General features: G+C 64.0%; 22 protein-coding genes. 8 read left to right on the forward strand and 14 right to left on the reverse strand.

All coding sequences use genetic code 11. The annotated features are described in order from the left end of the window. Positions 1 to 24: 24 nt before the first annotated feature. Positions 25 to 1,326, reverse strand: a complete 1,302-nt coding sequence (locus BRA471DRAFT_RS15610; RefSeq protein WP_007608765.1) for a M20/M25/M40 family metallo-hydrolase — start codon at positions 1,324 to 1,326, stop codon at positions 25 to 27. Positions 1,327 to 1,604: 278 nt separating this feature from the next. Between BRA471DRAFT_RS15610 and BRA471DRAFT_RS15615 the strand changes: the two genes are divergently transcribed. Then, positions 1,605 to 2,693, forward strand: coding sequence for a TRAP transporter substrate-binding protein (locus BRA471DRAFT_RS15615; protein WP_007608767.1), 1,089 nt, complete (start codon positions 1,605 to 1,607; stop codon positions 2,691 to 2,693). A gap of 76 nt (positions 2,694 to 2,769) precedes the next feature. Here BRA471DRAFT_RS15615 and BRA471DRAFT_RS15620 read toward each other — a convergent pair whose 3' ends face one another. From BRA471DRAFT_RS15620 to BRA471DRAFT_RS15640, 5 genes are all read right to left on the reverse strand, one after another. After that, positions 2,770 to 4,425: a TRAP transporter large permease subunit gene (locus BRA471DRAFT_RS15620; protein WP_007608768.1), complete on the reverse strand. Its 1,656-nt coding sequence runs from the start codon at positions 4,423 to 4,425 to the stop codon at positions 2,770 to 2,772. A gap of 28 nt (positions 4,426 to 4,453) precedes the next feature. Beyond that, complete coding sequence (locus BRA471DRAFT_RS15625) at positions 4,454 to 5,035, reverse strand: TRAP transporter small permease subunit (protein WP_007608769.1); 582 nt, start codon at positions 5,033 to 5,035, stop codon at positions 4,454 to 4,456. Between the two features lie 169 nt (positions 5,036 to 5,204). Beyond that, positions 5,205 to 6,239 (reverse strand): GTP 3',8-cyclase MoaA, encoded by a 1,035-nt coding sequence (gene moaA, locus BRA471DRAFT_RS15630; RefSeq protein ID WP_007608770.1) that lies wholly within the window; start codon positions 6,237 to 6,239, stop codon positions 5,205 to 5,207. Between the two features lie 108 nt (positions 6,240 to 6,347). Then, positions 6,348 to 6,848 carry a hypothetical protein gene (locus BRA471DRAFT_RS15635; protein ID WP_007608771.1) on the reverse strand — a complete coding sequence of 167 codons (501 nt, stop codon included), beginning with the start codon at positions 6,846 to 6,848 and terminating at the stop codon, positions 6,348 to 6,350. A gap of 137 nt (positions 6,849 to 6,985) precedes the next feature. Next, on the reverse strand, positions 6,986 to 7,675 hold the full coding sequence (locus BRA471DRAFT_RS15640; RefSeq protein WP_007608772.1) for an HAD-IA family hydrolase: 690 nt from the start codon (positions 7,673 to 7,675) through the stop codon (positions 6,986 to 6,988). 167 nt (positions 7,676 to 7,842) lie between these two features. Between BRA471DRAFT_RS15640 and rpiA the strand changes: the two genes are divergently transcribed. From rpiA to gor, 3 genes are read left to right on the forward strand one after another with little or no spacing between them, the layout of a single operon-like run. Further along, positions 7,843 to 8,556: a ribose-5-phosphate isomerase RpiA gene (rpiA, locus tag BRA471DRAFT_RS15645; RefSeq protein ID WP_035973990.1), complete on the forward strand. Its 714-nt coding sequence runs from the start codon at positions 7,843 to 7,845 to the stop codon at positions 8,554 to 8,556. Positions 8,557 to 8,558: 2 nt separating this feature from the next. Beyond that, a complete protein-coding gene (locus BRA471DRAFT_RS15650; protein WP_007608774.1) occupies positions 8,559 to 9,077 on the forward strand; it encodes a DUF2059 domain-containing protein in 519 nt (172 codons plus the stop codon). A 55-nt stretch (positions 9,078 to 9,132) separates the two neighbouring features. Beyond that, the gene (gene gor / locus BRA471DRAFT_RS15655; protein WP_007608775.1) at positions 9,133 to 10,521 is read left to right on the forward strand and encodes a glutathione-disulfide reductase; all 1,389 of its coding nucleotides are present in this window, start codon (positions 9,133 to 9,135) and stop codon (positions 10,519 to 10,521) included. 6 nt (positions 10,522 to 10,527) lie between these two features. Here gor and BRA471DRAFT_RS15660 read toward each other — a convergent pair whose 3' ends face one another. From BRA471DRAFT_RS15660 to BRA471DRAFT_RS15690, 7 genes are all read right to left on the reverse strand, one after another. After that, the gene (locus BRA471DRAFT_RS15660; protein ID WP_007608777.1) at positions 10,528 to 11,667 is read right to left on the reverse strand and encodes a hypothetical protein; all 1,140 of its coding nucleotides are present in this window, start codon (positions 11,665 to 11,667) and stop codon (positions 10,528 to 10,530) included. Between the two features lie 334 nt (positions 11,668 to 12,001). Next, on the reverse strand, positions 12,002 to 12,187 hold the full coding sequence (locus BRA471DRAFT_RS15665; RefSeq protein WP_007608779.1) for a hypothetical protein: 186 nt from the start codon (positions 12,185 to 12,187) through the stop codon (positions 12,002 to 12,004). Between the two features lie 63 nt (positions 12,188 to 12,250). Continuing rightward, positions 12,251 to 13,477, reverse strand: a complete 1,227-nt coding sequence (locus BRA471DRAFT_RS15670; RefSeq protein WP_007608780.1) for a carboxylate-amine ligase — start codon at positions 13,475 to 13,477, stop codon at positions 12,251 to 12,253. 19 nt (positions 13,478 to 13,496) lie between these two features. Then, positions 13,497 to 14,324 carry a class II glutamine amidotransferase gene (locus BRA471DRAFT_RS15675; RefSeq protein WP_007608781.1) on the reverse strand — a complete coding sequence of 276 codons (828 nt, stop codon included), beginning with the start codon at positions 14,322 to 14,324 and terminating at the stop codon, positions 13,497 to 13,499. A gap of 92 nt (positions 14,325 to 14,416) precedes the next feature. Beyond that, on the reverse strand, positions 14,417 to 15,043 hold the full coding sequence (locus tag BRA471DRAFT_RS15680) for an FMN-binding negative transcriptional regulator (protein WP_007608783.1): 627 nt from the start codon (positions 15,041 to 15,043) through the stop codon (positions 14,417 to 14,419). A gap of 74 nt (positions 15,044 to 15,117) precedes the next feature. Then, positions 15,118 to 16,584, reverse strand: coding sequence for a PLP-dependent aminotransferase family protein (locus BRA471DRAFT_RS15685; protein ID WP_007608785.1), 1,467 nt, complete (start codon positions 16,582 to 16,584; stop codon positions 15,118 to 15,120). Between the two features lie 172 nt (positions 16,585 to 16,756). Further along, complete coding sequence (locus BRA471DRAFT_RS15690; RefSeq protein WP_035973993.1) at positions 16,757 to 18,514, reverse strand: MOSC and FAD-binding oxidoreductase domain-containing protein; 1,758 nt, start codon at positions 18,512 to 18,514, stop codon at positions 16,757 to 16,759. A 552-nt stretch (positions 18,515 to 19,066) separates the two neighbouring features. Between BRA471DRAFT_RS15690 and BRA471DRAFT_RS15695 the strand changes: the two genes are divergently transcribed. The 4 genes from BRA471DRAFT_RS15695 to BRA471DRAFT_RS15710 are packed head-to-tail and all read left to right on the forward strand — an operon-like array spanning position 19,067 to position 21,155. Continuing rightward, positions 19,067 to 19,540, forward strand: a complete 474-nt coding sequence (locus BRA471DRAFT_RS15695) for a TerB family tellurite resistance protein (RefSeq protein ID WP_007608789.1) — start codon at positions 19,067 to 19,069, stop codon at positions 19,538 to 19,540. Between the two features lie 2 nt (positions 19,541 to 19,542). Beyond that, positions 19,543 to 19,905 (forward strand): hypothetical protein, encoded by a 363-nt coding sequence (locus BRA471DRAFT_RS15700; RefSeq protein WP_007608791.1) that lies wholly within the window; start codon positions 19,543 to 19,545, stop codon positions 19,903 to 19,905. After that, a complete protein-coding gene (locus BRA471DRAFT_RS15705) occupies positions 19,902 to 20,537 on the forward strand; it encodes a TerC family protein (protein ID WP_007608793.1) in 636 nt (211 codons plus the stop codon). Before BRA471DRAFT_RS15700 ends, BRA471DRAFT_RS15705 begins: the two co-directional genes overlap by 4 nt. A gap of 33 nt (positions 20,538 to 20,570) precedes the next feature. Further along, entirely contained in the window at positions 20,571 to 21,155 is a 585-nt protein-coding gene (locus BRA471DRAFT_RS15710; RefSeq protein WP_007608795.1) for a TIGR00645 family protein, read from the forward strand. Positions 21,156 to 21,177: 22 nt separating this feature from the next. Here BRA471DRAFT_RS15710 and BRA471DRAFT_RS15715 read toward each other — a convergent pair whose 3' ends face one another. After that, positions 21,178 to 22,116 carry a LysR family transcriptional regulator gene (locus tag BRA471DRAFT_RS15715; protein WP_007608798.1) on the reverse strand — a complete coding sequence of 313 codons (939 nt, stop codon included), beginning with the start codon at positions 22,114 to 22,116 and terminating at the stop codon, positions 21,178 to 21,180. Positions 22,117 to 22,216: the final 100 nt, after the last annotated feature.

The following is a 22,216-nucleotide window of genomic DNA, read 5'->3' on the forward strand; positions in this document are numbered from 1 at the left end:
ATGAGGGAAGAAGGAAGAGAGCGCTTATTTCAGCTTGCCGGTGGACAGGTCCATGATCATGCGCGTGGTTAAATAGAGACGCGGCACGATGCTGTCGAGTTTGACATATTCGGCATCATTGGAATGCGCGCCGAAACCCGACAGGCCCATGCCTTCGACCACGGCTCCGCTGGTCTTGAGCGCGGCAAACGCGGCGTCGGTGCCGCCGCCGGTCGCCTTCTCGTCGACCTTCAGGGGTAATCCGAGCTCCTGATAGATGGTCTTGCCGTAGGCCGCCACGCGGCGTGAGGCGTCGTTGGCCTCCAGCGGCGGACGACGCACCTCGAATTTGAGCGCGACCTTGGAGTCGGGCAGCAGGTGATTCTTGATCTTCTCCTGCAGCGCCTTCTCCAGCTCGTCGAAATCGGCGACCTTGAGCGCACGGGCGTCGGCCTGGGCCGTGGCCTCCGCGGGGATGACGTTGCGGTTGGTGCCGGCCTTGGAGACCGTCCAGTTCAGTTTCAGCCCCTGCTCTGGTTTGGACAGGTCCTTCATTTGCAGCAGCTGATGGGAGAGTTCGTACAGGGCATTGACGCCGCCCTCGGGCCGCGAGCCTGCATGCGACGACTTGCCCTGCACCGTGAGATAGGCCGAGCCGATGCCGCTGGTGGCCAGCCGCAGCGTGCCGTCGGTGCCGCCGCCTTCAAACGAGAACACCACGTCCTGATCCGCGGCGAACCTGGTGATGGTGCTGCGCCAGCCCGGTGAGGAGATCTCCTCGTCGCCATTGGTGAGCACCGTGAGCGTGCCGTAATCCCGGAAGCTCAGCTTCTGCAACAGCGCCACGGTATGGAGAATGAGCGCGACGCCCTGCTTGTCGTCGGCAATGCCGAGGCCGTAGGCCTTGTCGCCGTCGATGCGGAACGGTTGATCCTTCAGCATGCCCTTCAGGTACACCGTGTCCATGTGGGCGATCAGCATGATCTTCTTGCTGCCTGTGCCCTTGAATACGGCGTGTACGGCGGGACCGATCTTCTCGGGTGTGTCGTCGAGTCGATAGACGTCGGTGGGTTGCAGGATCTCCACCGTGCCGCCGAGCTGCTTGAGCTGGCCGGCAACGCGCTCGGCGATCTGGTTCAGGCCTTCGACATCCTTGCTGCCGGATTCGATGCTGACGAGATCGCGCAGCGTATCGAGCAGCGGCTGCTGCTCCTTTTGCGCCAGCGCATGGACGTCGGCCATGACATTCGCACGGGAATCCGCATGCGCCGGCAATGCCGCACACGCCAGCCAGAGCGACGCGATCAACGGACCAACGAGCGATGGAGCAGGGTGCGATCGAGACATGCGTGGCGGCCTAGGTTGGGGGAATGGCGCGGTATGCCCGTGTTTCCGGCGCTTGTCACGCGCCCGGCGCACTGGTCAGGACCGCCCAGGCGGAGATCATATGGAGCGCCAGGGCGGCTGGCCCTCTAAGCCTAAAGTCGTAGAACCGGAGGGCGCGGGAGCTGAGCATTTTCGTCCTTCACATCGTGAGGGATGGAAATCGGACGACACATGTTCCATGCTGGCGTCCAAGCCTCGGCAAGAAGGCTCACCGTCACAATCCATCAGGGTAGGAAATCATGAAAAGACGAGACTTTATCAAGGTCACCGGGCTTGGTGCGGCGGGTGTCGCCACGCTAGCCGCTCCAGCGATCGCGCAGACGACGCCCGAGATCAAATGGCGCATGCCGACGAGCTGGCCGAAATCACTCGATACGCTCTATGGCGGCGCCGAGATGATGGCCAAGATGGTCGCGGAAGCGACCGACAACAAATTCCAGATTCAGACATTTGCCGGCGGCGAGATCGTGCCGGGGCTTCAAGTGCTCGATGCCGTGCAGAACGGCACCTGCGAAATCGGCCACACTGCGTCCTACTATTATTTCGGCAAGGACCCGACCTTCACCTTCGGCTCGGCCGTGCCGTTCGGACCGAACATGCGCATCAACCAAGCCTGGTACACGCTCGGCGGTGGCAGGGACATCCTCAACGAGTTCTACAAGAAGTACAACGTCGTCTCGCTGCTTGCCGGCAACACCGGCTGTCAGATGGGTGGCTGGTTCCGCAAGGAGGTCAAGACGCCCCAGGACTTCAACGGGTTGAAGTTCCGCATCGGCGGCTTCGCCGGAAAGGTGATGGCCAAGCTCGGCGCGGTGCCGCAGCAGATCGCGGGTGGCGACATCTATCCGGCGCTGGAGAAGGGCACCATCGACGCCGCCGAATGGGTCGGACCGTATGACGACGAGAAGCTCGGCTTCGTCAAGGTCGCGCCGCATTATTACTTCCCGGGCTGGTGGGAAGGCGGGCCCATGCTTCTCGCCTTCGTCAACCAGGACAAGTGGAATGCGCTGCCGAAGCACTATCAGAGCATCCTCGAGCAGGCGGGGCACTACGCCAACAACTGGATGATGGCGAAGTATGACCAGTCTAATCCGCCAGCGTTGCGGCGTCTGCTCGCCGCCGGAGCCAAGCTGCATCCGTTCTCGCCAGAGGTCATGCAAGCCTGCTTCAAGGCGGCAAAGGAGCTGCACACCGAAGTCTCGGCCAGCAACGCGGACTTCAAGAAGGTCTACGAATCGCTGACCGCGTTCTCGAACAACGGATATCAGTGGTTCCAGGTCGCCGAAGTCGGCTATGACAACTTCATGGCGCGCAACTCGCAGAGCTGATCGCAGAGCGCACGATCCGCCCAAACGAAAAAACCCGGAGCGAAAGCTCCGGGTTCTTTTTTTCAGGCGGGCCGGGCTATTGCTTCGGCTGGCCGAAGTCGAGCGGCGGCAGATCGATCTGGGGAATCTCGATCTTGATGCTGTTGGGATCGACGGTGGACTGCACGCCCTTGTAGTGCATCACCATCGACGGGAACATGATCACGAGCAGCACCATGATCATCTGGATCACGACGAACGGCACCGCGCCCCAATAGATCTGTCCCGTCGTGACCGGCTCCATGCGCTTGCCGGTGACACGATCGGTATAGCGCTCCTTCGGCGCGACCGAGCGCAAATAGAACAGCGCAAATCCGAATGGCGGGTGCATGAACGACGTCTGCATGTTGACGCCGAGGATGACGCCGAACCAGATCAGGTCGATGCCGAGATGCTCCGCCGCGGGCCCGAGCAATGGGATCACGATGAAAGCGAGTTCGAAGAAGTCGAGGAAGAACGCCAGCACGAAGACGAAGGCGTTGACGAAGATCAGGAAGCCGACCTGGCCGCCGGGCAGGGAGGTCAGCAGGTGCTCGACCCAGACGTGGCCGCTGACGCCGTAGAAGGTGAGCGAGAACACGCGCGCGCCGACCAGGATGAAGACGACGAAGGCGGACAGCTTTGCCGTCGATTCGGTGGCCTGACGAACGAGGTCCCAGGTCAGGCGCCGCTTCGCGGCTCCGAGAATGAGGGCGCCGGCTGCACCCATGGCGCCGCCTTCGGTGGGCGTCGCGACACCGATGAAGATCGTGCCCAGCACCAGGAAGATCAGGAACAGCGGCGGCACCATGACGAAGGTGGTCTGTTGCGCCATCTTCGAGAGGAAACGGAAGCCCGTCAGCTTGTCGAGGACCCAGTTCGCGATGGCGACGAAGAACGCGAAGAGGATGCCGAAGAACATGCTGAGCACGACGAAGTCGGCGCCGTGTGTCTCCGAATTCCGCATCATGAACCAGCCGAACACGCAGCTCGCCAGGAACAGCACGCCGAGCGATCTGAGGCCGCGGTCGCCGCTCTCCTCGCGGAAACCGATGGCTTCCTTCGGCAGGCCCGGGGCGGCCTTCGGGAAAATCATGGTCACGAGGAACGCGTAACTCGCATAGAGGCCGGCGAGCACCAGGCCCGGAATGAACGCGCCCTCGTACATGTCGCCGACCGACTTGCCGAGCTGGTCGGCCATCACGATCAGGACGAGCGACGGCGGAATGATCTGCGCCAGCGTGCCGGAGGCCGCGATGATTCCGGTCGCCACGCGGCGGTCGTAGCCGTAGCGCAGCATGATCGGCAGCGAGATCAGGCCCATCGAGATCACCGACGCCGCCACGACGCCAGTCGTCGCCGCAAGCAGGGCGCCGACGAACACCACCGCGTAGGCGAGACCGCCGCGAATGGTGCCGAACAACTGGCCGATGGTGTCGAGCAGATCCTCGGCCATGCCGGAGCGTTCGAGCACCAGTCCCATGAAGGTGAAGAAGGGAATGGCGAGCAGCGTGTCGTTGTTCATCACGCCATAGACGCGCTCGGGCAGGGCCTGGAGAAAGTCCGGATGGAATTGCCCGAGCTCGACGCCGATAATCGCGAAGAACAGGCCGACGGCGCCGAGCGAAAATGCAGCCGGGTAGCCGAGCAGCAGCACGATCACCAGCGTCGCGAACATGATTGGCGCCATATTGGCGACGATAAACGCGGTCATTGAATCCCCCTACGATGCCGCTTGGCGATCACTTCTGTTCGATCGCTTCGACGAGATGCTCGACTTCGGCCTCCAGCGCCGAAATCTGCGACTCGTGGGGATCCGGAATCATGCCACGCATGACGGCGATCCGTTTGATCAGTTCGGAGACGCCTTGAACAAGCAGGAACGCGAAGCCGATCATGATGAGCGACTTGGCCGGCCATTGCGGCAGGCCGCCCGCATTACCGGATTGCTCGTTGATCTGAAGCGAGCGCAGGAAGAACGGTACCCCGGTCACGATCATGACAACGGTCAGCGGGATCAGGAAGAAGATGTGCCCGATGATGTCGATGATGTTGCGAGCCCGCTTCGGCATCATGCTGTTGAAGATGTCGATCCGGATGTGCTCGTTGTCGAGCAGCGTCCAGGACGCGCACAGCAGGAACACGATGCTGAAAAGCACCCATTGCAGCTCGAGCCACGAGTTGGAGGACGTGTCCAACGTCTTTCGAATGATCGCATTCACCGCCGAGATGACGACGGCGACCAGGATCAGCCAAGCCAGACGCTTGCCCGTCCAACGTGTGAACGCGTCAATTCCATTGCTCAGCTTCAGGAGCGCTTGCAAGATTGGTCCTCCCCGATTTGCCCCGGCCGTCTTGACTGCGCCGAGTGGCGCGTTGGCTTGTCTCGCCGCGCAGGCATGAGGCAGCCGCACCAAACCAGCGAGTTTGCCGCCAGTCAATCGGAAGTTTGTTGATAGTTAAGGGGAATAAGCCGCGGCCGGGCAGCCGATGCTAGCCGCCGGTGACGCTCATGTGCCTGCTGACGCTGGGGCGGTCGTGGCGGCGGTCGATGATGAAATCGTGGCCCTTGGGCTTCAGCCCAATGGCGCGGTCAATCGCATCCGCAAGCAGCGAATCGTCGTCCGATGCACGCAGAGGTTTGCGCAAATCGGAGGCATCCTCGTGGCCGAGGCAGGTGTGCAGCGTTCCCGTGCAGGTGACGCGCACGCGGTTGCAGGATTCGCAGAAATTATGAGTCATCGGGGTGATGAAGCCGAGCTTGCCGCCGGTCTCGGCGACGCTGACATAGCGCGCCGGCCCGCCGGTGCTCTCGGCCAGATCCGTCAGCGTGAACTGCTGGGCGAGGCGCGCGCGCACCAGCGACAGCGGCAAATATTGATCGATTCGTCCCGATCCGATCTCGCCCATCGGCATGACCTCGATCAGCGTCAGCCCCATGCTCTTGCCGTGGGCCCAGCGCATCAGGTCGGGAAGTTCGTCCTCGTTGAGGTTCTTGAGCGCCACGGCGTTGATCTTGACCGCGAGGCCTGCAGCGCGTGCCGCCTCGATGCCCTCCAGCACCTTGTCGATCTCGCCCCACCGGGTGATCTCGCGAAACTTCTGCGGGTCGAGCGTATCGAGGGAGACGTTGATGCGGCGGACGCCGCAATCGGCAAGCTCGGTTGCGTGTTTCGCAAGCTGGGTGCCGTTGGTGGTCAGCGTCAGCTCGCTCAGCGCGCCGCTCTTGAGATGCCGCGACAGCGAGCGCACCAGCGTCATCACGTTGCGGCGGACCAGCGGCTCGCCGCCGGTGAGCCGCAGCTTCTTCACGCCCTTGGCAATGAAGGCCGAGCAGAGCCGATCGAGTTCCTCCAGCGTCAGCAGGTCCGCCTTGGGCAGGAACGTCATGTCTTCCGACATGCAGTAGAAGCAGCGCAGGTCGCAGCGGTCGGTGACAGACACGCGCAAATACGAGATGGTCCGTCCGAACGGATCGGTCATCGCGCTCGACAGCGCGGCGCGGGGGCTCGCGGAAAGTCCGTTCATACCAAATGCCTTGTCACTTGCGGCGACGGGAGCAGCTTTGCTTCAGCTGTGCTTCAGAAGCAATCTAAGCATCGGACGCGTCAGAGACAATTGGGGCTTTAGCGGAGGTCAGCGCTTGCCCGTGTTCGGATCGGGGAACGGCGAGCCCGCGGCCGGTGCGGCAGCAGCCGCCGGGGCAGTGGCGGGCGCCGCCGGCTTCGGCTTCTTCGGCCGGTGCGGCTTGCGGACCGGTTTCGGTGGAATGGCCGGCTGGAGCTCCGCGAAAACCGGGTTGGGGTCGGTGGTGACCGAGGCGGGCGTCGTGAAGTCGCCGGGATTCCTGACGACGTTCACCGGCACGCTCACCAGCTGGTGTTTTGGCAGCGCGAAAGCCACCGTGAAGGGGGCTTCGGGGGCGGGAACCGACACGGAGCAGGGGGTCTTGCAGCCTGCACCCAATGAGGTCGTGGCGTCAGCACCCGGGGGATTGGATTCGAGCCGGACCTGGACGGTCGGCGGGGCCGATTTGAACATGTCCCAGGAAACCGAAGACATCGAGGAGCAGCCGGCAAGGCTCGTTGCCCCAAGGAGGCTTGCCCCAGCTAACGCAATCGCGATGACACGACGCATGACATCCACCCTAGTGCGGCGAACCGCCACATCCCCGGGCGAACTTAGGAGCGTCATTCCAAGCAAGCAACCGGCCGGCCGCGCATAGTTAGTAGATGGTTAACGCTGGATTCCGTGGAATAACCAAGCTAACTCAGCTACTTGAGGGTTTCCTGCGCAGTCATCAGGCTGCTGGCGGCGGCCGGCAGGTCGCGCATATGATGGATCAGCCGGTCCGGCTTCAGCTCGGCGATCGGCACGTCCGTATAGCCAAAGCTCACCCCGATCACGGGAACTCCGGCGCGCCGGGCCACGCCGACATCGGGTCCGGCGTCGCCGACCATGATGCTGGCTTTGACCTCGCCGCCGGCCCGCGCCACCGTTTCGCGGAAAATGGTCGGATCGGGCTTCTGGACGCCAAAAGTGTCGGCGCCGCAGATCGCGGCGAAGCGCCGGCTCAGGTCGAGCTGGTCCAGCAGGCGCTTCGACAGCCATTCCAGCTTGTTGGTGCAGACCGCGAGGCGATGGCCCTGAGCCGCAAAATGGTCGAGCGCGGCGTCCAGCCCCTCGAAGGGCCGGGATTCGACGGCGATATGGTCGGCGTAATAGGCGATGAAATCGGCCGTCATCCGGTCCATGTCGGCAACCGTGACGCTGCGGCCCTCGGCCTCCAGCCCCCGTTCGATCAGCTTGCGGGCGCCGGCGCCGATCATGTTGCGGGCCGAGGCCATCGGCACCGGCGGCAGCCCTTCGCGGTCGAGCACGTAATTGAGCGCGGTGATCAGGTCGGGCGCCGTATCCACAAGCGTGCCGTCGAGATCGAAGACGATGGTGTGGGAGGGGGTCATGGCCCAGCGCTACCGGCCCGGCCCCGCCCGCGCAAGGGCCGAAGCCATAAGATCACCTTATAAGCTGGGCCCGGAAGCCTGTTCCCCCAGACCCTGTTCTCCGAGGGAAAACGAGGCTACACAGGCCGCCGCAAGCCTAACACTCGTAATTCAGGGACGGCGCAAACGTGAACATGGACCAGTTGAAGCGGCAGGCTGCGGCGCGCGCCCTCGAGGAGGTCCGCGACGGCATGCAGCTCGGGCTCGGCACCGGCTCGACCGCAAAACATTTCGTCGAGCTGCTCGGCGAGCGGGTCCGCGCCGGACTGAACGTGATCGGCGTGCCGACCTCCGAGGCGACGCGCCTCGATGCAATCCGCTGCGGCGTGCCGCTGACCACGCTGGACGAGATCGACCATCTCGACATCACCGTCGACGGCGCCGACGAGATCGACCCCGAACTCAATCTGATCAAGGGGGGCGGCGGCGCGCTGTTGCGCGAGAAAATCGTGGCGGCCGCTTCGGATCGCATGATCGTGATTGCCGACGACACCAAATGGGTGCCGACACTCGGCCGCTTTCCGCTGCCGGTCGAAGTCATCCCGTTCGGGCTCGGCGCAACGCGTCGCGCTGTCGAGAAGGCGTTCGCGGAATGCGGCGTTTCCGGGCAGATGGCGGTCCGCAACGGCAAGGACGGCCACGTTTTCGTCACCGATGGCGGCCACTGGATCGTCGATGCCCAGCTCGAAAAGATTGAGGATCCCGCCCGCCTCGCCACGGCGTTGAGCGCGATCCCCGGCGTCGTCGAGCATGGTTTGTTCATCGGCTTGGCCAGCTCGGCTGTTTTGGCGGGTGGCGATGGAATCCGCGTGATTGAACGGCGAAAGCCGAAAGGAGACTAAGAATGAAGAGCGTTTTGAGATTCTTGCCGGCCGCGACCCTCGCTGTGGGATTGGCCCTTTCGGTCGTCCCGGCCGGGGCCCAGCAGGCAGCGGCGCCGAAATCGTCGCCGGCGGCCCTCGCGGCGGCCAAGGAGATCCTGGCGATCAAGAACGCCAGTGCGATGTACGCCACCGCCGTGCCCGCCCTGGTCGACAAGACCAAGAACGCGCTGATCCAGCAGAACCTCAACTATCAGAAGGACCTCACCGAGGTCGCCCACCTCGTCGCCCAGCAGCTCAAGGGCCGCGAGAGCGAAATAGGCGATGGCATGGCGCAGATCTATGCCAGCGAGTTCACCGAGCAGGAGCTGAAGGATCTCGTCACCTTCTACAAGTCGCCGCTGGGCAAGAAGCTGATCGAAGCCGAGCCGCGCGCCATCGGGCAGAGCATGGCCTTCATGAACTCCTGGGCCCAGAGCTTCTCCGAGACCGTGATGGGCAACTTCCGCGCCGAGATGCGCAAGCGTGGCAAGGAGATCTGACAGTTCCTATCTGATCGGAATCCGGATCATGTTCTGAAAGAGGTCGGAGTGGACAATGGCTGAATTCGACGTCGACCTCTTTGTCATCGGTGGCGGTTCGGGCGGCGTGCGTGCCGCCCGAATCGCGGCCGGCTACGGCGCCCGCGTGATGATCGCGGAAGAGTACCGCATGGGCGGGACCTGCGTGATCCGCGGCTGCGTGCCGAAGAAGCTGTTCGTCATCGGCTCGCATTTCCGCCATGAGATCGAGGACGCCGCCGGCTTTGGCTGGACCGTTCCGCCTGCGACCTTCGATTGGCCGACGCTGATCGCCAACAAGGACAAGGAGATCGCGCGTCTGGAGGCGGCTTACACCGCCAATGTCGAGAAGTCCGGCGCGCAGATCGTCAAGAGCCGCGCGGTGATCGAGGACAAACACACGGTCCGCCTGCTCGAGAACGACAGGAAGATCACCGCAAAATACATTTTGATCGCCACCGGCGGCGCGCCCAATCACGGCGCTCCAATTCCCGGCATCGAGCACGTGATTTCCTCGAACGAGGCGTTTCACCTGACCAAGCTGCCGAAGCGGATCGTGATCCAGGGCGGCGGCTACATCGCGCTGGAGTTCGCCGGCATCTTCGCCGGCTTCGGCTCCGACGTCACAGTGATCTATCGCGGCGACAACATTCTTCGAGGGTTCGATGAGGATGTTCGCGCCCACGTCCGCGCCGAGATGGAGAAGCAGGGCATCACCATCCTCACCGGCTGCACGGTGGCGAAGGTCGATCGGCACGGCGAGGAATTCACCACACATCTGTCAAACGGATCGAGCCTTGCCTCCGACCAGGTGATGTTCGCGATCGGCCGCCATCCCGCGGTGGCCAATCTCGGCCTGGAGAAGGCCGGCGTCGCCATCAACCCGCGGAACGGCGGCATCGCCGTCGACCATTTCTCCAAGAGCTCGGTCGACAGCATCTATGCGATCGGCGACGTCACCCATCGCTTCAACCTGACGCCGGTCGCGATCCGCGAAGGCCATGCGTTCGCCGACACGGTGTTCGGCAAGCGCGAGGTGCAGGTGGATCACGCCAACATCCCGACCGCCGTGTTCTCGCAGCCGGAGGTCGGCACCGTCGGCCTCACCGAGACGGAGGCGCGCGCGCAATTCAGCCATGTCGACATTTACAAGACCACGTTCCGGCCCATCAAGGCGACGATGTCGGGCCGCGATACCCGCGTGTTGATGAAGCTCGTCGTCGACGGCGCCTCCGATCGCGTGCTCGGCTGTCACATCGTCGGCGATGCCGCGGCCGAGATCACGCAGGCGGTCGCGATTGCGGTGAAGATGAAGGCAACCAAAGCCGATTTCGATGCGACGATCGCGCTGCATCCGACCGCGGCCGAAGAGCTCGTAACCATGCGCACCCCGACCGCGCGCCACGTGCGTCAGGCGGCGGAGTAACTCCGCTCAGCCGTAGAGGTACCCGACCGGCTTGCCCTCGGTCCGCAGCGGACGGATGTCCTTCTGCGTGATGATCTGACCGGCGAGACCATCGATCTCGTCGCGTTGCGTCGGCGTCCAGCTGCGGAGGTCGTTCATGCCCCTGAGAAGGCCGAGCCGAAGGACCTGCGTGTTCTCACCGACACCGACGAGGGCCGTGGCGTTCTTGCCTGCCGTCACCACATCACCCGCCGTGAGCTCAAAGGTCTCGCCAGTCTTGTTCCTGAATTCGGCCGTGCCGCGGATGACGCGGTAGATCACGACCTCCCCCTTGGCGAAACAGGTGGTATCCGCTGCTGCCGAGGTGCTCTTGGGCAACAGCGATTGGCCGTGCGGGTCGGTTGCGATGATGTGGCCGACGACGAGATGACCGCTCGGCACTTCTATGCCGATGTCGCGCACATAGACCGGCATGGATGATTTGACCGGGCTGTCGGGGAGCGGCTTGAACAGCGCATCCAGCGCCAGCGGGTCCTGGAGCCAAAAGCCTGCGTCCGCAGGGCGATCATGCAGAGAGTGGCTCCATGCCACCCTTGGCGTCTCGTCTTCGTTGATCTGATCCGGGCCGACAATGGTCGGGTTTGGAAAGGTCGTCGGATCGGTGATGAAGGCTTCGAGGAATTTGCCGGAGTAACCCATGGAAATTGGATCCGGCGCCACCGTTTGCGGCGTCTTCAAATTCGCTTCGGTCGACAGTCCCGACCAAGTGTAGAACAGCTGTCGGTGCACGATCGCGCTTTGCAGCATCACCGCGCCGGGACCGACATTATAGAAGCGCCCGTCATAGTCGAAGGTGAACGCGCCCGAGGTGACCAGCACGAGCTGAAAGCCGCCCGGTGGCAGATGAAGATGGAAATCCGTCGGACCGGTGTCGGGCAGATAGATCGGCAGATTGGTCGCGACCTCGTGCAGCAGGAAAGTTTCATTGTTGGCGTGAAAGCCCTCGTTGGCGCGATTGTAGAGCGCTTGCGGCCGGTACGTCGCCTCGAACTTCGCATTCCGATCGCGGTCGATTGCCACGAAATCCTGAGCGTTGAGGCGAAGGGGCGCGCCGTCCGGGCGGGTGAGGCCGGTGATTTTGAGATCGCCGGCGGCATGCACGTTCATGGCATTCTCCGATCTGGCCCGCTCACCCTGTCTCGGCGCACGCATCTTGCTGCTCCAATCGGGAGAGCGGGGGATCAGGCCTGATGCTGCCTTGCGAATTTTGGGCCAGTCGAGGCGCCGTGCGGCAGGGAGGCTTTGCGACTCGCAGCCACACGAAGAAAAATCGAGGTTGCACCTGAGGTTAGATGACAAGCTTCGTCAGCCTGCATGGCCATGTTCGCCCGGTCTGCAAACCCGGCGACGAGACGTGTCTTGTCTAATTTGTCGGCAGTCTGGCGCGGACGTGCAGCGGCGCCGATCAGGAGAAGTCGGCGGCCGGGGTGTCTGAAGCCGTTCAGTCGAAAGATCGACGGACGGTCCGCTCGGGCTTGCCGTACGGGCTGTCAGCCCACTTCGCCATGTCCACAGCACGTGCCTCGATGAGTTCGCACCACAGGCAGCTGAGCTCCGCGCGCCCTTTGGCCGAGAGCATCGGAATGAGGCCATGGCCACAGCCGGCGCAACATTTGACGCGATTCATGGTTCTCTCCGCGACCTTCCGAATTCAGGAGCGACACTGTTGCTCCCCAAGCTTGCGCGGGCGCTATGAGGGCGCCGCGACTCCTGCGGCCGGGGCACTCGTGCCCGCGGTCGTCGCGTCCGCGATCCAGCGCGACACGGCGGCGATGTCCTCCGCATTGTCGCGGAAGGCGCGAAGCTGGAATTCGGCCGAGCTGCCACGTTCGACGATGGTGCGGCAGTGTTCGACCTCGGTGGCGCAGTTCAGCGCGGCGGCGTCTTCGGCGATGTCCTCGATTACGCGGGAGAGCAGCTCGGAGATCTCGACCGGCCCGTCCTTGGAGGCAAAGATGCAATCGGTGCCGTAGCGCTGGGCGCGCCATTTGTTCTCCACCGCGATTGCGCGTTCGACCGCGGTGACCTCTTTCGACAGATGAGGCCGCAGGTAGAGATAGCGGGTCAGGCAGCGATAGAGCGAGGCGATGGCAACGGCGTCGTCGACGAAGGTGCAGGTATCGGGCGCACGCAGCTCGAGGGTCGGGTGCTTCATGGAGGGGCGCATGGCCCACCAGATGTGGCTTTCATCGGGGATCACGCCCGAGCGCTGCAACGCGCCGACATATTCGTCGTAGTCCTGCCGGCTCTCGAACAATTCGGGCAGGCCCGTGCGCGGCAGCTCGGAATAGGCGGCGAGCCGATAGCCCTTCAGTCCGGTCTTGTGTGAATTCCAGAACGGGGAGGAGGCCGACAGGGCGATAAACAGCGGCAGATGCGGCAGCATCGCTCGCATCACCGCCATGCGCTTCTCGGGATCGGGCAATTGGACGTGCACATGCATACCGCACATCAGGTTGCGGTGGCCGATGCTGCGCAGATCCTCGATCATCTCTTCGTAGCGCGGCTTCGGGCTCGGCTGCGACATGCGCCAGACCGCCGTCGGATGCGTGCCGCAGGCCATGATCACGAAGCCGTATTGTGCCGCGACGTTTGCGACTTCGCGACGCAGGAAGCGAAGCTCTTCGCGTGCGTCGGCGACGTCGACATGAACGTTGGTGGCGACCTCGAGCTGCGATTGCAACATCTCCCGCATCGCCTGGCCGCCTGTCGACCAGTTCGCAGATTCGAAAAGCTCATTGGGGGTCTGGATCGCGACCTCCAGGCTGCGGCGATCGGCGAGGAAGTATTCCTCCTCGATACCGAACGAATATTCCGCGGCCTTGCCGCGTCCGCCGGCCGAGCGAATGACGAGGTGCTGCTTGTCTTCCGAGGAATCGAGCCGCAGCAGTTTTAAAACTTCTGAAGTAAATGTCATCGTGCCACCCGGCCAAGTATTATCTGCGGGCGATAATCCTTCTGGCAGGGGCCGGTTCCGCGCCGGCCATACTGGAAATTGCAAGGTCGAACGGAACAATCTTCGCGCTTTCGGACGCACGTGCGACCAGCGCGTGATTCGCTGGCACTTCGGTCCAGTCCTTTTCCTTATCGAACGGCTCGGACACGACGATGACCTGGCCGCCAGCCTCGCGGAAATACAGCGTGTTGGCGGCATCGTTGATCGCAACCCGGAAGGCATAGAGATCCCGGCCGTTGGCGATGGCGCTCGTGAAGCGTAGTCGCTCACGAAGCTCGCCTTCGTTGACGAGGCCGACGAGGGCTCGCAGCACGCGATGTGTCGCGCCCAGGGGATCGGTATCGAGTCCCGCGCCCATCATGGCGAGAAACACGGCTTCCGAATCGGTCGTGCCTGTCCGCGAAGGATAGTAGGCATCGGGGATCAGCGCCTCGACCTTGCGGCGCAGACGATTCCAGCTGCCGACGAAGCCGTTGTGCATGAACATCCACTGACCGCATGCAAAGGGATGACAGTTCTGCCGTGTCACCGCCGTGCCGGTGGCGGCGCGCACATGGGCGAAGAACAGATGCGAGCGCAGATGGCGGCAGAGGTAGCGGAGATTCTCGTCCGACCAGGCCGGGCGTGTTTCACGATAAAGACCAGGCTCCGGATGCTCGCCGTACCAGCCGAGACCAAACCCGTCGCCATTCGAGCCAGCGGTCGACTGGAGCGAGCGGATGCTTTGCGCGATCAGCGAATGCTCGGGCTCGGTGACGTAGGGCTCGAAAGACGTGGTCTCGCCACGGTATGCGATCCAGCGGCACATGGGTATCCTGTCAGGAGATGCTTGCTGAAATGTATCAACGAACCTGACAGGACGATAGTTCCCGACAGCGAGTGTCGGGAACCAAGTGGTCACTACACCGGCACCGGAATCAATGGCGCGACCTCGCGATCCAGCGCGTTCTCGCTCGCCGCGAGACCTTGCGCGACGCCGACACGGTCGGCCTCGGGACGGTTCTGGCTCATCTTGCGCTTGCCTTCGAACCGCACGACGGGAATGCGTACGCCGACGATTCCACGCAGCTGCGCAGCGATGAAATCCGCAGGGGCATCGGTAACGGCCCAGGGCTTGGCGCGCGATCCCTCGTGCCTGTTCGTGAGCCGCGTCACGGCCTCGAGCAGGCGCTCAGGGTCCTGGAAGAATTCGACCGGGCCGTAGGCATGCACCGCGACGTAATTCCAGGTCGGCACGACCTTTTCGGTCTCCTGCTTGGTCGCGTACCAGGACGGCCTCACGTAGGCGTCGGGACCGCTGAAGATCGCCAGCGCGTCTCCGACCGGCGGCAGTTTCCATTGCGGGTTGGCCTTCGCAACATGTCCGTACAGCACGCCATGCTCGCCTTCGCCCTCATCGAGAAGAAGCGGCAGCGGCGTGGCGACCGGGCCTTCGCTCGTGGCCGTGACCAGACTGGCGAGCCGGGCGCCGCGAATGGTCGCCCGAATGCTCTCGATGTCGTCCTTGAAGGCGGGAGGGATGTACATGGTCTATCTCCGGTGTTGGTCTGGAGATAGCCCGAATCTGGCCTGTAAGAAACTGCCAGTTATCGTCTATTTGATCAGTCCAGTTCGGCGACGGCCTGGGCGAGAAGCCTGCAGCCGCGCTCGATCTGTGACACCTCCAGTGCCGAATAGCCCATGACGAGGCCGACTGTCTTCCGCGGTCGGCGAGGTCCGACGAACAGTGCCGAGACGGAATAGATGCCAACGCCCTTGGCATGGGCCGCCTTGATCAACGCGTCCTCACGCTTTTGCGGCAGATCATCGAACCATGCCACGACGTGCAGGCCGGCGGCCGTGCCCTCGATCCGGACGCGATCCCCGAACCGGCGGCGAAGCGCGTCGAGCAGTGCCCGCTGGCGTTCGGCGTTGCGCCGGCGCACACGCCTGATGTGGCCGTCATAGGCGCCGCTTTCGAGCATCGACGCGAGAGCGTCCTGTTCGATCAGTGGCGTGTGCCGGTCCATGATCTGCTTGGCGGCGGCGAACAGGGATCGCAGGGCGGCGGGCACCACCAGATAGCCGATCCGCAAGGTCGGCGAGAGCGTCTTGGAGACGGTGCCGAGATAGATCACGTTGCCGCCGCCTTCCAGCGCGTGCAGCGGCGGGATCGGCTTGGTATCGTAGCGATACTCGCTGTCGTAATCGTCCTCGATCACGTAGGCGTCGTTTGTCCTGGCCCAGGCGAGCAATTGGTGTCGGCGTCCGATCGGCATGACGCCGCCGAGCGGATATTGGTGCGACGGCGTGACATAGGCGAGGCGGGCTTCGACGCCATCGAGCCGCGCTGTCTCCAATCCATCCGCATCGACCGGCATCGGGATCGTCTCGGCGCCCGTCGCGGCAAAAGTGTGCCGCGCCATCTGGTAGCCGGGATCCTCCATCACGAAGCGGTCGCCGGCATCGAGCAGCAGGCGCGCGCAGATGTCGAGGCCTTGCTGCGAGCCGTTCACGACGACGATCTGATCGACCTCGCAGCGGACGCTACGCGACCGCCAGAGATAGCCTTGGAGCGTGGTCCGAAGCGGCAGCGCGCCGCAGGGATCGTCATAGGTCAGCCGCTCGGGCTTGCGCGCCATCGCGGCAGTCACGGCCTTCTTCCATGCCAATACCGGGAAATCCGATGGCGCGAGCTCGCCATAGCGGAAGTTCGCGACAAGCCCGCGCGGCGGCTCGGTCCAGCGCGGCGGGTCCTGAAGCAATCGCTCACCGAACGCAGACAGCCGCACCTTCCGCGCCGATGGCCGCGACGCTACGCGCGTGTGTCCCCGTTCGACGACGGCGCGAGCCACCCGCGGCCGCGCGCCATGGCGCGTCTCGATGAAACCTTCGGCGGCGAGCTGCTCGTAGGCAACTGTGACGGTCGAGCGTGCCACGCCCATCTCGCCGGCCAACGCGCGAGAGGACGGCAGCAACCCATCGATCCCGTACACCCGCGCCATGATCTGATCCCGCAGCGCTTCGTAGATCTGGCGCGCGCCCATGCGGTCGGCACGGGGAGTGGGTTTGGTCTTCATCTGGATCATCCACATTCCAAGCCGGCATTCGCCCGAGCGGACGATGTCGGAATGCGGTTCTAATCCCGTTCGCCGAGAGTTTCGACGTAAGCCTTGTCGTTGGGATGAAAATGTTCCTTGCGGCCTTGGTCCCACAACGCAAGGAGGCCGGGGCGCCACCTCGCATAACAGGTCTCCACTTCTATAGATCAATCACGACGTCGTTGCGGGGCCGTGAGCAGCAGATCAGGACATTGCCGTCTGCCGGCGGATCGAGCGGATCCGGCGCATAGTCGACCGTCCCCGCGATCAATCCGCTCTCGCAATTATGGCAGACGCCGGTTCGGCACGACCATCGCACGGGGACATCGCAGGCTTCGGCCAGCTCCAGCAGGCTGGCATAGGATGCTCCCCAGCGGACATTGAGGCCACTGCGGGCGAATGACACCATCGGACCGGGGCCGGTCGCTCCGGCCGGCATATGTGCTCTCGGCTTCGGTGCTGCCGCGATGCCCGGTGTCAGCGATGGCTTGCTGCCGAACAGCTCGGTGTGGATGCGATCGGGCGGGACGCCCAATGCAGCGAGGCCGGCGGTGAGATCGCTCATGAAAGCGGCGGGGCCGCAGAGATAGAAATCACCGTCACGTGGTACCTCGAGCTGTTCGAGCAGGCGCCGGTCCAGATGTCCTGCGGTGTCGAAATCGAGGCCAGGACGATCGGCCGGATCAGGCACGCTGTAGCAGACATGGCTGTGATGGTGAGCGAGCCGGGCCAACAGCCCGCGCGCCTCGGCGGCGAACGAATGCTCGCGGCCGTTGCGGGTGCCGTGCAGCCACCAGACGTCCTGCATTGCGCCTTGCGCAGCGAGCGCGTGGAGCATGGCGAGCACCGGCGTCACGCCGATGCCGGCACTCAGCAGGACGACGGGCCGCGCATCCGGCCGGAGCGTGAAACTGCCGCGTGGCGCGCCGAGCTCGATGACGTCGCCGGTCTTGAGCTCGTCGGCGACATAGAGGCTGGCGGCGCCGTGCGGTTCGCGCTTGATGCTGATGCGATAGGACGCGGCATCGGCGCCGCTCGACAGTGAATAGCTGCGCGTCATCGCCTGCGCAGCGGAAGGCTCGAGCCTGATGACGACGAATTGACCGGGCAGGGCGTCCGCCACGGGACGTCCGTCGGCAGGTTCGAGGATCAGCGACGTCACGTTGCCGCTCTCCGCGATCTTGCGCGCCACGCGAAAGGAGCGGAATCCGCGCCAGGCGGGAGCTGGGCTCGCCACCGGTCCAAGCCCGGCGTTTCCCGCGGTCTTGTTGTCCTTCTGCTGCTCGAGCAGCGCCTCGAAAGAACGGTGCCAGCCGCGGCTCAACGCGGGAATCCGCAGCGCGCGCTCCAGGCGTTCGCGCGGATGCGGCGGCATGTAGAGCAGCGCATTGATCTCGAACACGCTCATGCGCTCGGGTCCCACAGCGATCTGTGTGATCTCGTCACCGGTTTCGACGTCGCCTTCCTCGATCACACGAAAATAGAACCCGGGCCGGCCGTGCCTGACGAGCAGCGCGGCCATGTCCGGCTCGTCCATGCGAATGCCGAGCCGGTAGCAGGTGACGCGCGGCTGCGTCACTTCCAACAGCGCGGAGCCAATCCTGTAGCGGTCTCCGATGCACACGTTGGTGTCGGCGAGGCCCTCGACCGTAAAGTTCTCACCGAACTGGCCATGAACGAGGTTCGATCGACCCAGATGCTCCTGCCAGTACCGATAGGATTCGTCCTGATAGACGAATACGGCACGATGCTCGCCGCCATGACCGGCCGTATCGCCCTGGCCGTCGCCATCGATGTTGAGCCGGCGCACCCTGCGCGGGCCTTTGACCTGCGCCTTCCAGATGCCGGTGTGGACGGTCCGACCCTGCCAGGCGATTTCGCGCGGCAGGCCGACATTGACCGAAAGCAGACGTGCCATCACAGTTTTCCTGACCATGAGCGCACCTCAGAATGCAACGGGGCGCCTCCAGACTAATCTGCGCCCAAATCGGACTGCTGGCTCGTTAGCCGTTGTTAGACGTTGCGAGAGGCCTTGGCGCCAGCGACGCTTTCGTGCCCCGGACGCAGCGCAGCGCCCCTTGGCGGTGCGCTGCAGAGCCGGGGCCCACAGCGACGTGACGCGCAGCTTTTTGGGTCCCGGCTCAGCGCAGCAGCGTTGCACGCTGCAGCGCGTCCGGGACACGTGGACAGCTGCGTGAGCCAATCTTGCAACACGGAACCCGATGCGGCCGCTGGTCGCAGTCGCGTCGTCTTGATTCCGACGGCCCCACCTTTATGTGTGAAAGGAACAAGAATCCGGGCCCCTCTGGCGAGGAAGTCGACGTTGTCGGCAAAACCTCGCGATGTCGGATGACCTGTCCCGCGCGAATGCGATGGATCGGCCGATCGTCGGGCCTTCTTGAGAGTCTCTCCGACCCAATCGTCCCCATCGCAGCCCCGTGCGGTCATTTCGCAAGATACGGGAGCAACGATGTCCGACGCCAAGCATTCAAATCCGATCGCAATCGAGATCACCGAGCCGTCCAGCCTGAACGAGCAGGCTGCGGTGGCGCTTGTGATCGTCGGCGCGCTGGTTGCCGTCGCCGACCGGCGAGTTTCGCCGGTCGAACGCGACGAGGTCGTCCGTTTCATCAAGGATCGCAAGCTGGCGCCGCACATATCGGACGACCGGCTCTACGCGATGTTCGACGAGCTTGCCGAACGACTTGAGGAGCCGGATTTCGCCAATGTGGTGATCGACCATTTGCGCCCGGTTTCGGACCTGCCGCTGTCGTCTCACCTCATGGAATTGTCGGAGCGCGTCGCGGCCGCGGACGAGGACGTGCATCCCCACGAAGTGCAGGCGATCAAGCTGTTGCGCCTGCTGACGCTGGTGCTGCCGCGCGCAAAGCAGGTGACGATCGGTGCCGTGCGGGCTGAACAGCGCATGGCCGCCGAGGAGTAAGCATGAGCGTAGTTTCGGACGAGGATAAGACAGGGACTGCGGGCGCTGCCGGCCAGATGGCCGGCGGGGACCCGCGCCTCGACAAGCTTGTCCGTCGCCTGCCGCCGCGCATGGGCGACACCGTCACCTATCTGCTCAAGCCGTCCAGCCGCTGGGTGAGGATCCCTTCGGGCGCGCTGCTCATTGTCGGCGGCGTGCTCTCCTTCCTGCCGGTGCTCGGCGTCTGGATGCTCCCGCTCGGCCTCGCTTTGCTCGCGGAAGACGTGCCCGCGTTGCGCTCCTCGCGCGGCAAGGTTCTGGATTGGGTCGAGCGGAAGAAGCCGCAATGGCTCGATCCGTCCGCACCGAAAAATGACCAATCATGACTGAATTCATCACCACCGAAGCGCTGACCGCGCTGCTTCAGGTCGTCCTGATCGACCTCGTGCTCGCAGGCGACAATGCCGTCGTCATCGGCCTTGCCGCAGCCGGCCTGCCGGCCGAGCAGCGCCGGCGCGCCATCGTCGTCGGCATCATCGCCGCCACCGCCCTGCGCATCGTCTTTGCCGGCGTCGCGACCCAGCTTCTGCAAGTGATCGGGCTATTGCTCGCCGGTGGCGTGCTGCTGCTCTGGGTGTGCTGGAAGATGTGGCGGGAGCTGCGCGAGCAGTCCGCGCATGCGAACGAGTTCGCGTTCAGCCATGGCGGAAGCAGCGCTGCTCCTGCCTCCCGAAAGACCTTCAGACAGGCGGCCGTTCAGATCGTCGCCGCCGACGTCTCGATGTCGCTCGACAACGTGCTCGCGGTCGCGGGCGCTGCGCGCGAGCATCCCTACATCCTCGCCTTCGGCCTGCTGTTGTCGGTCGCGCTGATGGGCGTCGCCGCCGATTTGCTCGGCCGCGTGCTCCAGAAGCAGCGCTGGATCGGTTATGTCGGCCTCGCCATCATCGTTTACGTCGCCTTCGAGATGATCTATCGCGGGTCGCTCGAGCTTGCGCCTGTGATCGCGAGTCTCTGAGGCAGCGCGTCTGTCTATCATCCGGAGTGATCAATGACGTCCGAACCCAAAGCACCTTCGGCGGTTTCCGTGCCGGCGCCGCAAATCGGCGCGTTCGCCCAACTCATCTTTGGCTCGCGCTGGCTGCAAGTTCCGCTTTATGTCGGCCTAATCGTTGCGCAGGCCGTCTATGTGCTGCTGTTCCTGAAGGAGCTCTGGCACCTGGTCGTGCACTCGTTCGACGCCAGCGAGCAGCAGATCATGCTGGTCGTGCTCGGGCTGATCGACGTCGTGATGATCTCGAACCTGCTGGTGATGGTGATCGTCGGCGGTTACGAGACCTTCGTTTCGCGCCTGAACCTCAGCGGTCATCCGGACGAGCCGGAATGGCTCAGCCACGTCAATGCCAGCGTGCTCAAGATCAAGCTTGCGATGGCGATCATCGGCATCTCCTCGATCTCGCTGCTCAGGACCTTCATCGAGGCCGGCAATCTCGGCACGACGCGCAGCAATTTCACCGAGAGCGGCGTGATGTGGCAGGTGCTGATCCACCTGACCTTCATCATCTCCGCGATCGGCATCGCCTGGGTCGACCGCCTCAGTGAGAGCGGCCAGCGCAAGGGAGCCGGCCACGGCTGAGCGCTCGACCGGCGGCGCTTGATCAGGCGATCTGCGGATAGGCCGCGCTTTCCCGCCGCTCGCGCTCGCCCAGTTCGCGCACCAGCTCCTGGAGGAAGGATTCCGTGTGGGCGGGCAGGGTGCGCTCGGCGCGAACGTAGATGCCGAGATCTGACCACACCGGACTGCCGGCATTGTCGAGCGGCAGGAAGATGAGCCGGCTGTCGCGTGACAGCCTGCCGATGCCGAGCTGGGTCTGGAAGGCGACGCCGACGCCGCGCGCGGCGAGCTCGCGCATCAGGTCGATCGAGTTGGCCTGGATCGCCGGCTCCGGCGTTTCGGAGAGCTGCGCGATCAGCGGTTGGAGCAGATGGTAGATCGACAGCTCCGGCAGCGCGTGGATGACGGGAAAGGCGAGACATTGGGTCAGCGTGACCGTCTTGCCGCGCGCCAGTGGATGATCGCCCGCCACGACCGCGCCGAGGCGAAACCGTTTCAAGGCGACCTGGCGCAGATCCGGCGGATGGCGAAGCGCCATGGCGATGCCGATGTCGGCCTCGCCGCGGCTCAGGGCCTCCAGCACATCCGAAGATCCCTTCACCTCGGTGGTGAAGCTGACGCGCCGGGCCCGGCCGCGATGTGAGGCGATCAGGTCCGGCAGCACCGACTCCGTCAGCGATTCGATGCAGGCAATGCTGATAGTGCCGTGCCAGGTCCCCGACAGGGACGCGACGTCCGAGCGGAAGCGGTCGAGGTCCTGGAGCACGTTCATAACGTGCCGGGCCAACATCTCGCCGACCGTCGTCAGCGTCAGGCCGCGCGCATTGCGCTCGAACAACGGTGACCCAACCTCCTGTTCGAGCTTGAGAATTTGGCGGCTTACGGCCGACGAGGCAACGTTCAGCAGGCGCGCCGCGGCCCGGATCGAACCGGTGCGGCGGACGGCGTGGAAGTACTGGATCGCCGGTGAGTGAAATCGCATGGGACCCCCGGGCTGGACTATAGCTGTTGCTGAAACAGCATCAACATGTACGAAATTCGGTGCTTTTCGAGCGCGCTCCTCCCACCTAGGTTCGCCGCCG

It is taken from the genome of Bradyrhizobium sp. WSM471 (assembly GCF_000244915.1).
Lineage (GTDB): Bacteria > Pseudomonadota > Alphaproteobacteria > Rhizobiales > Xanthobacteraceae > Bradyrhizobium.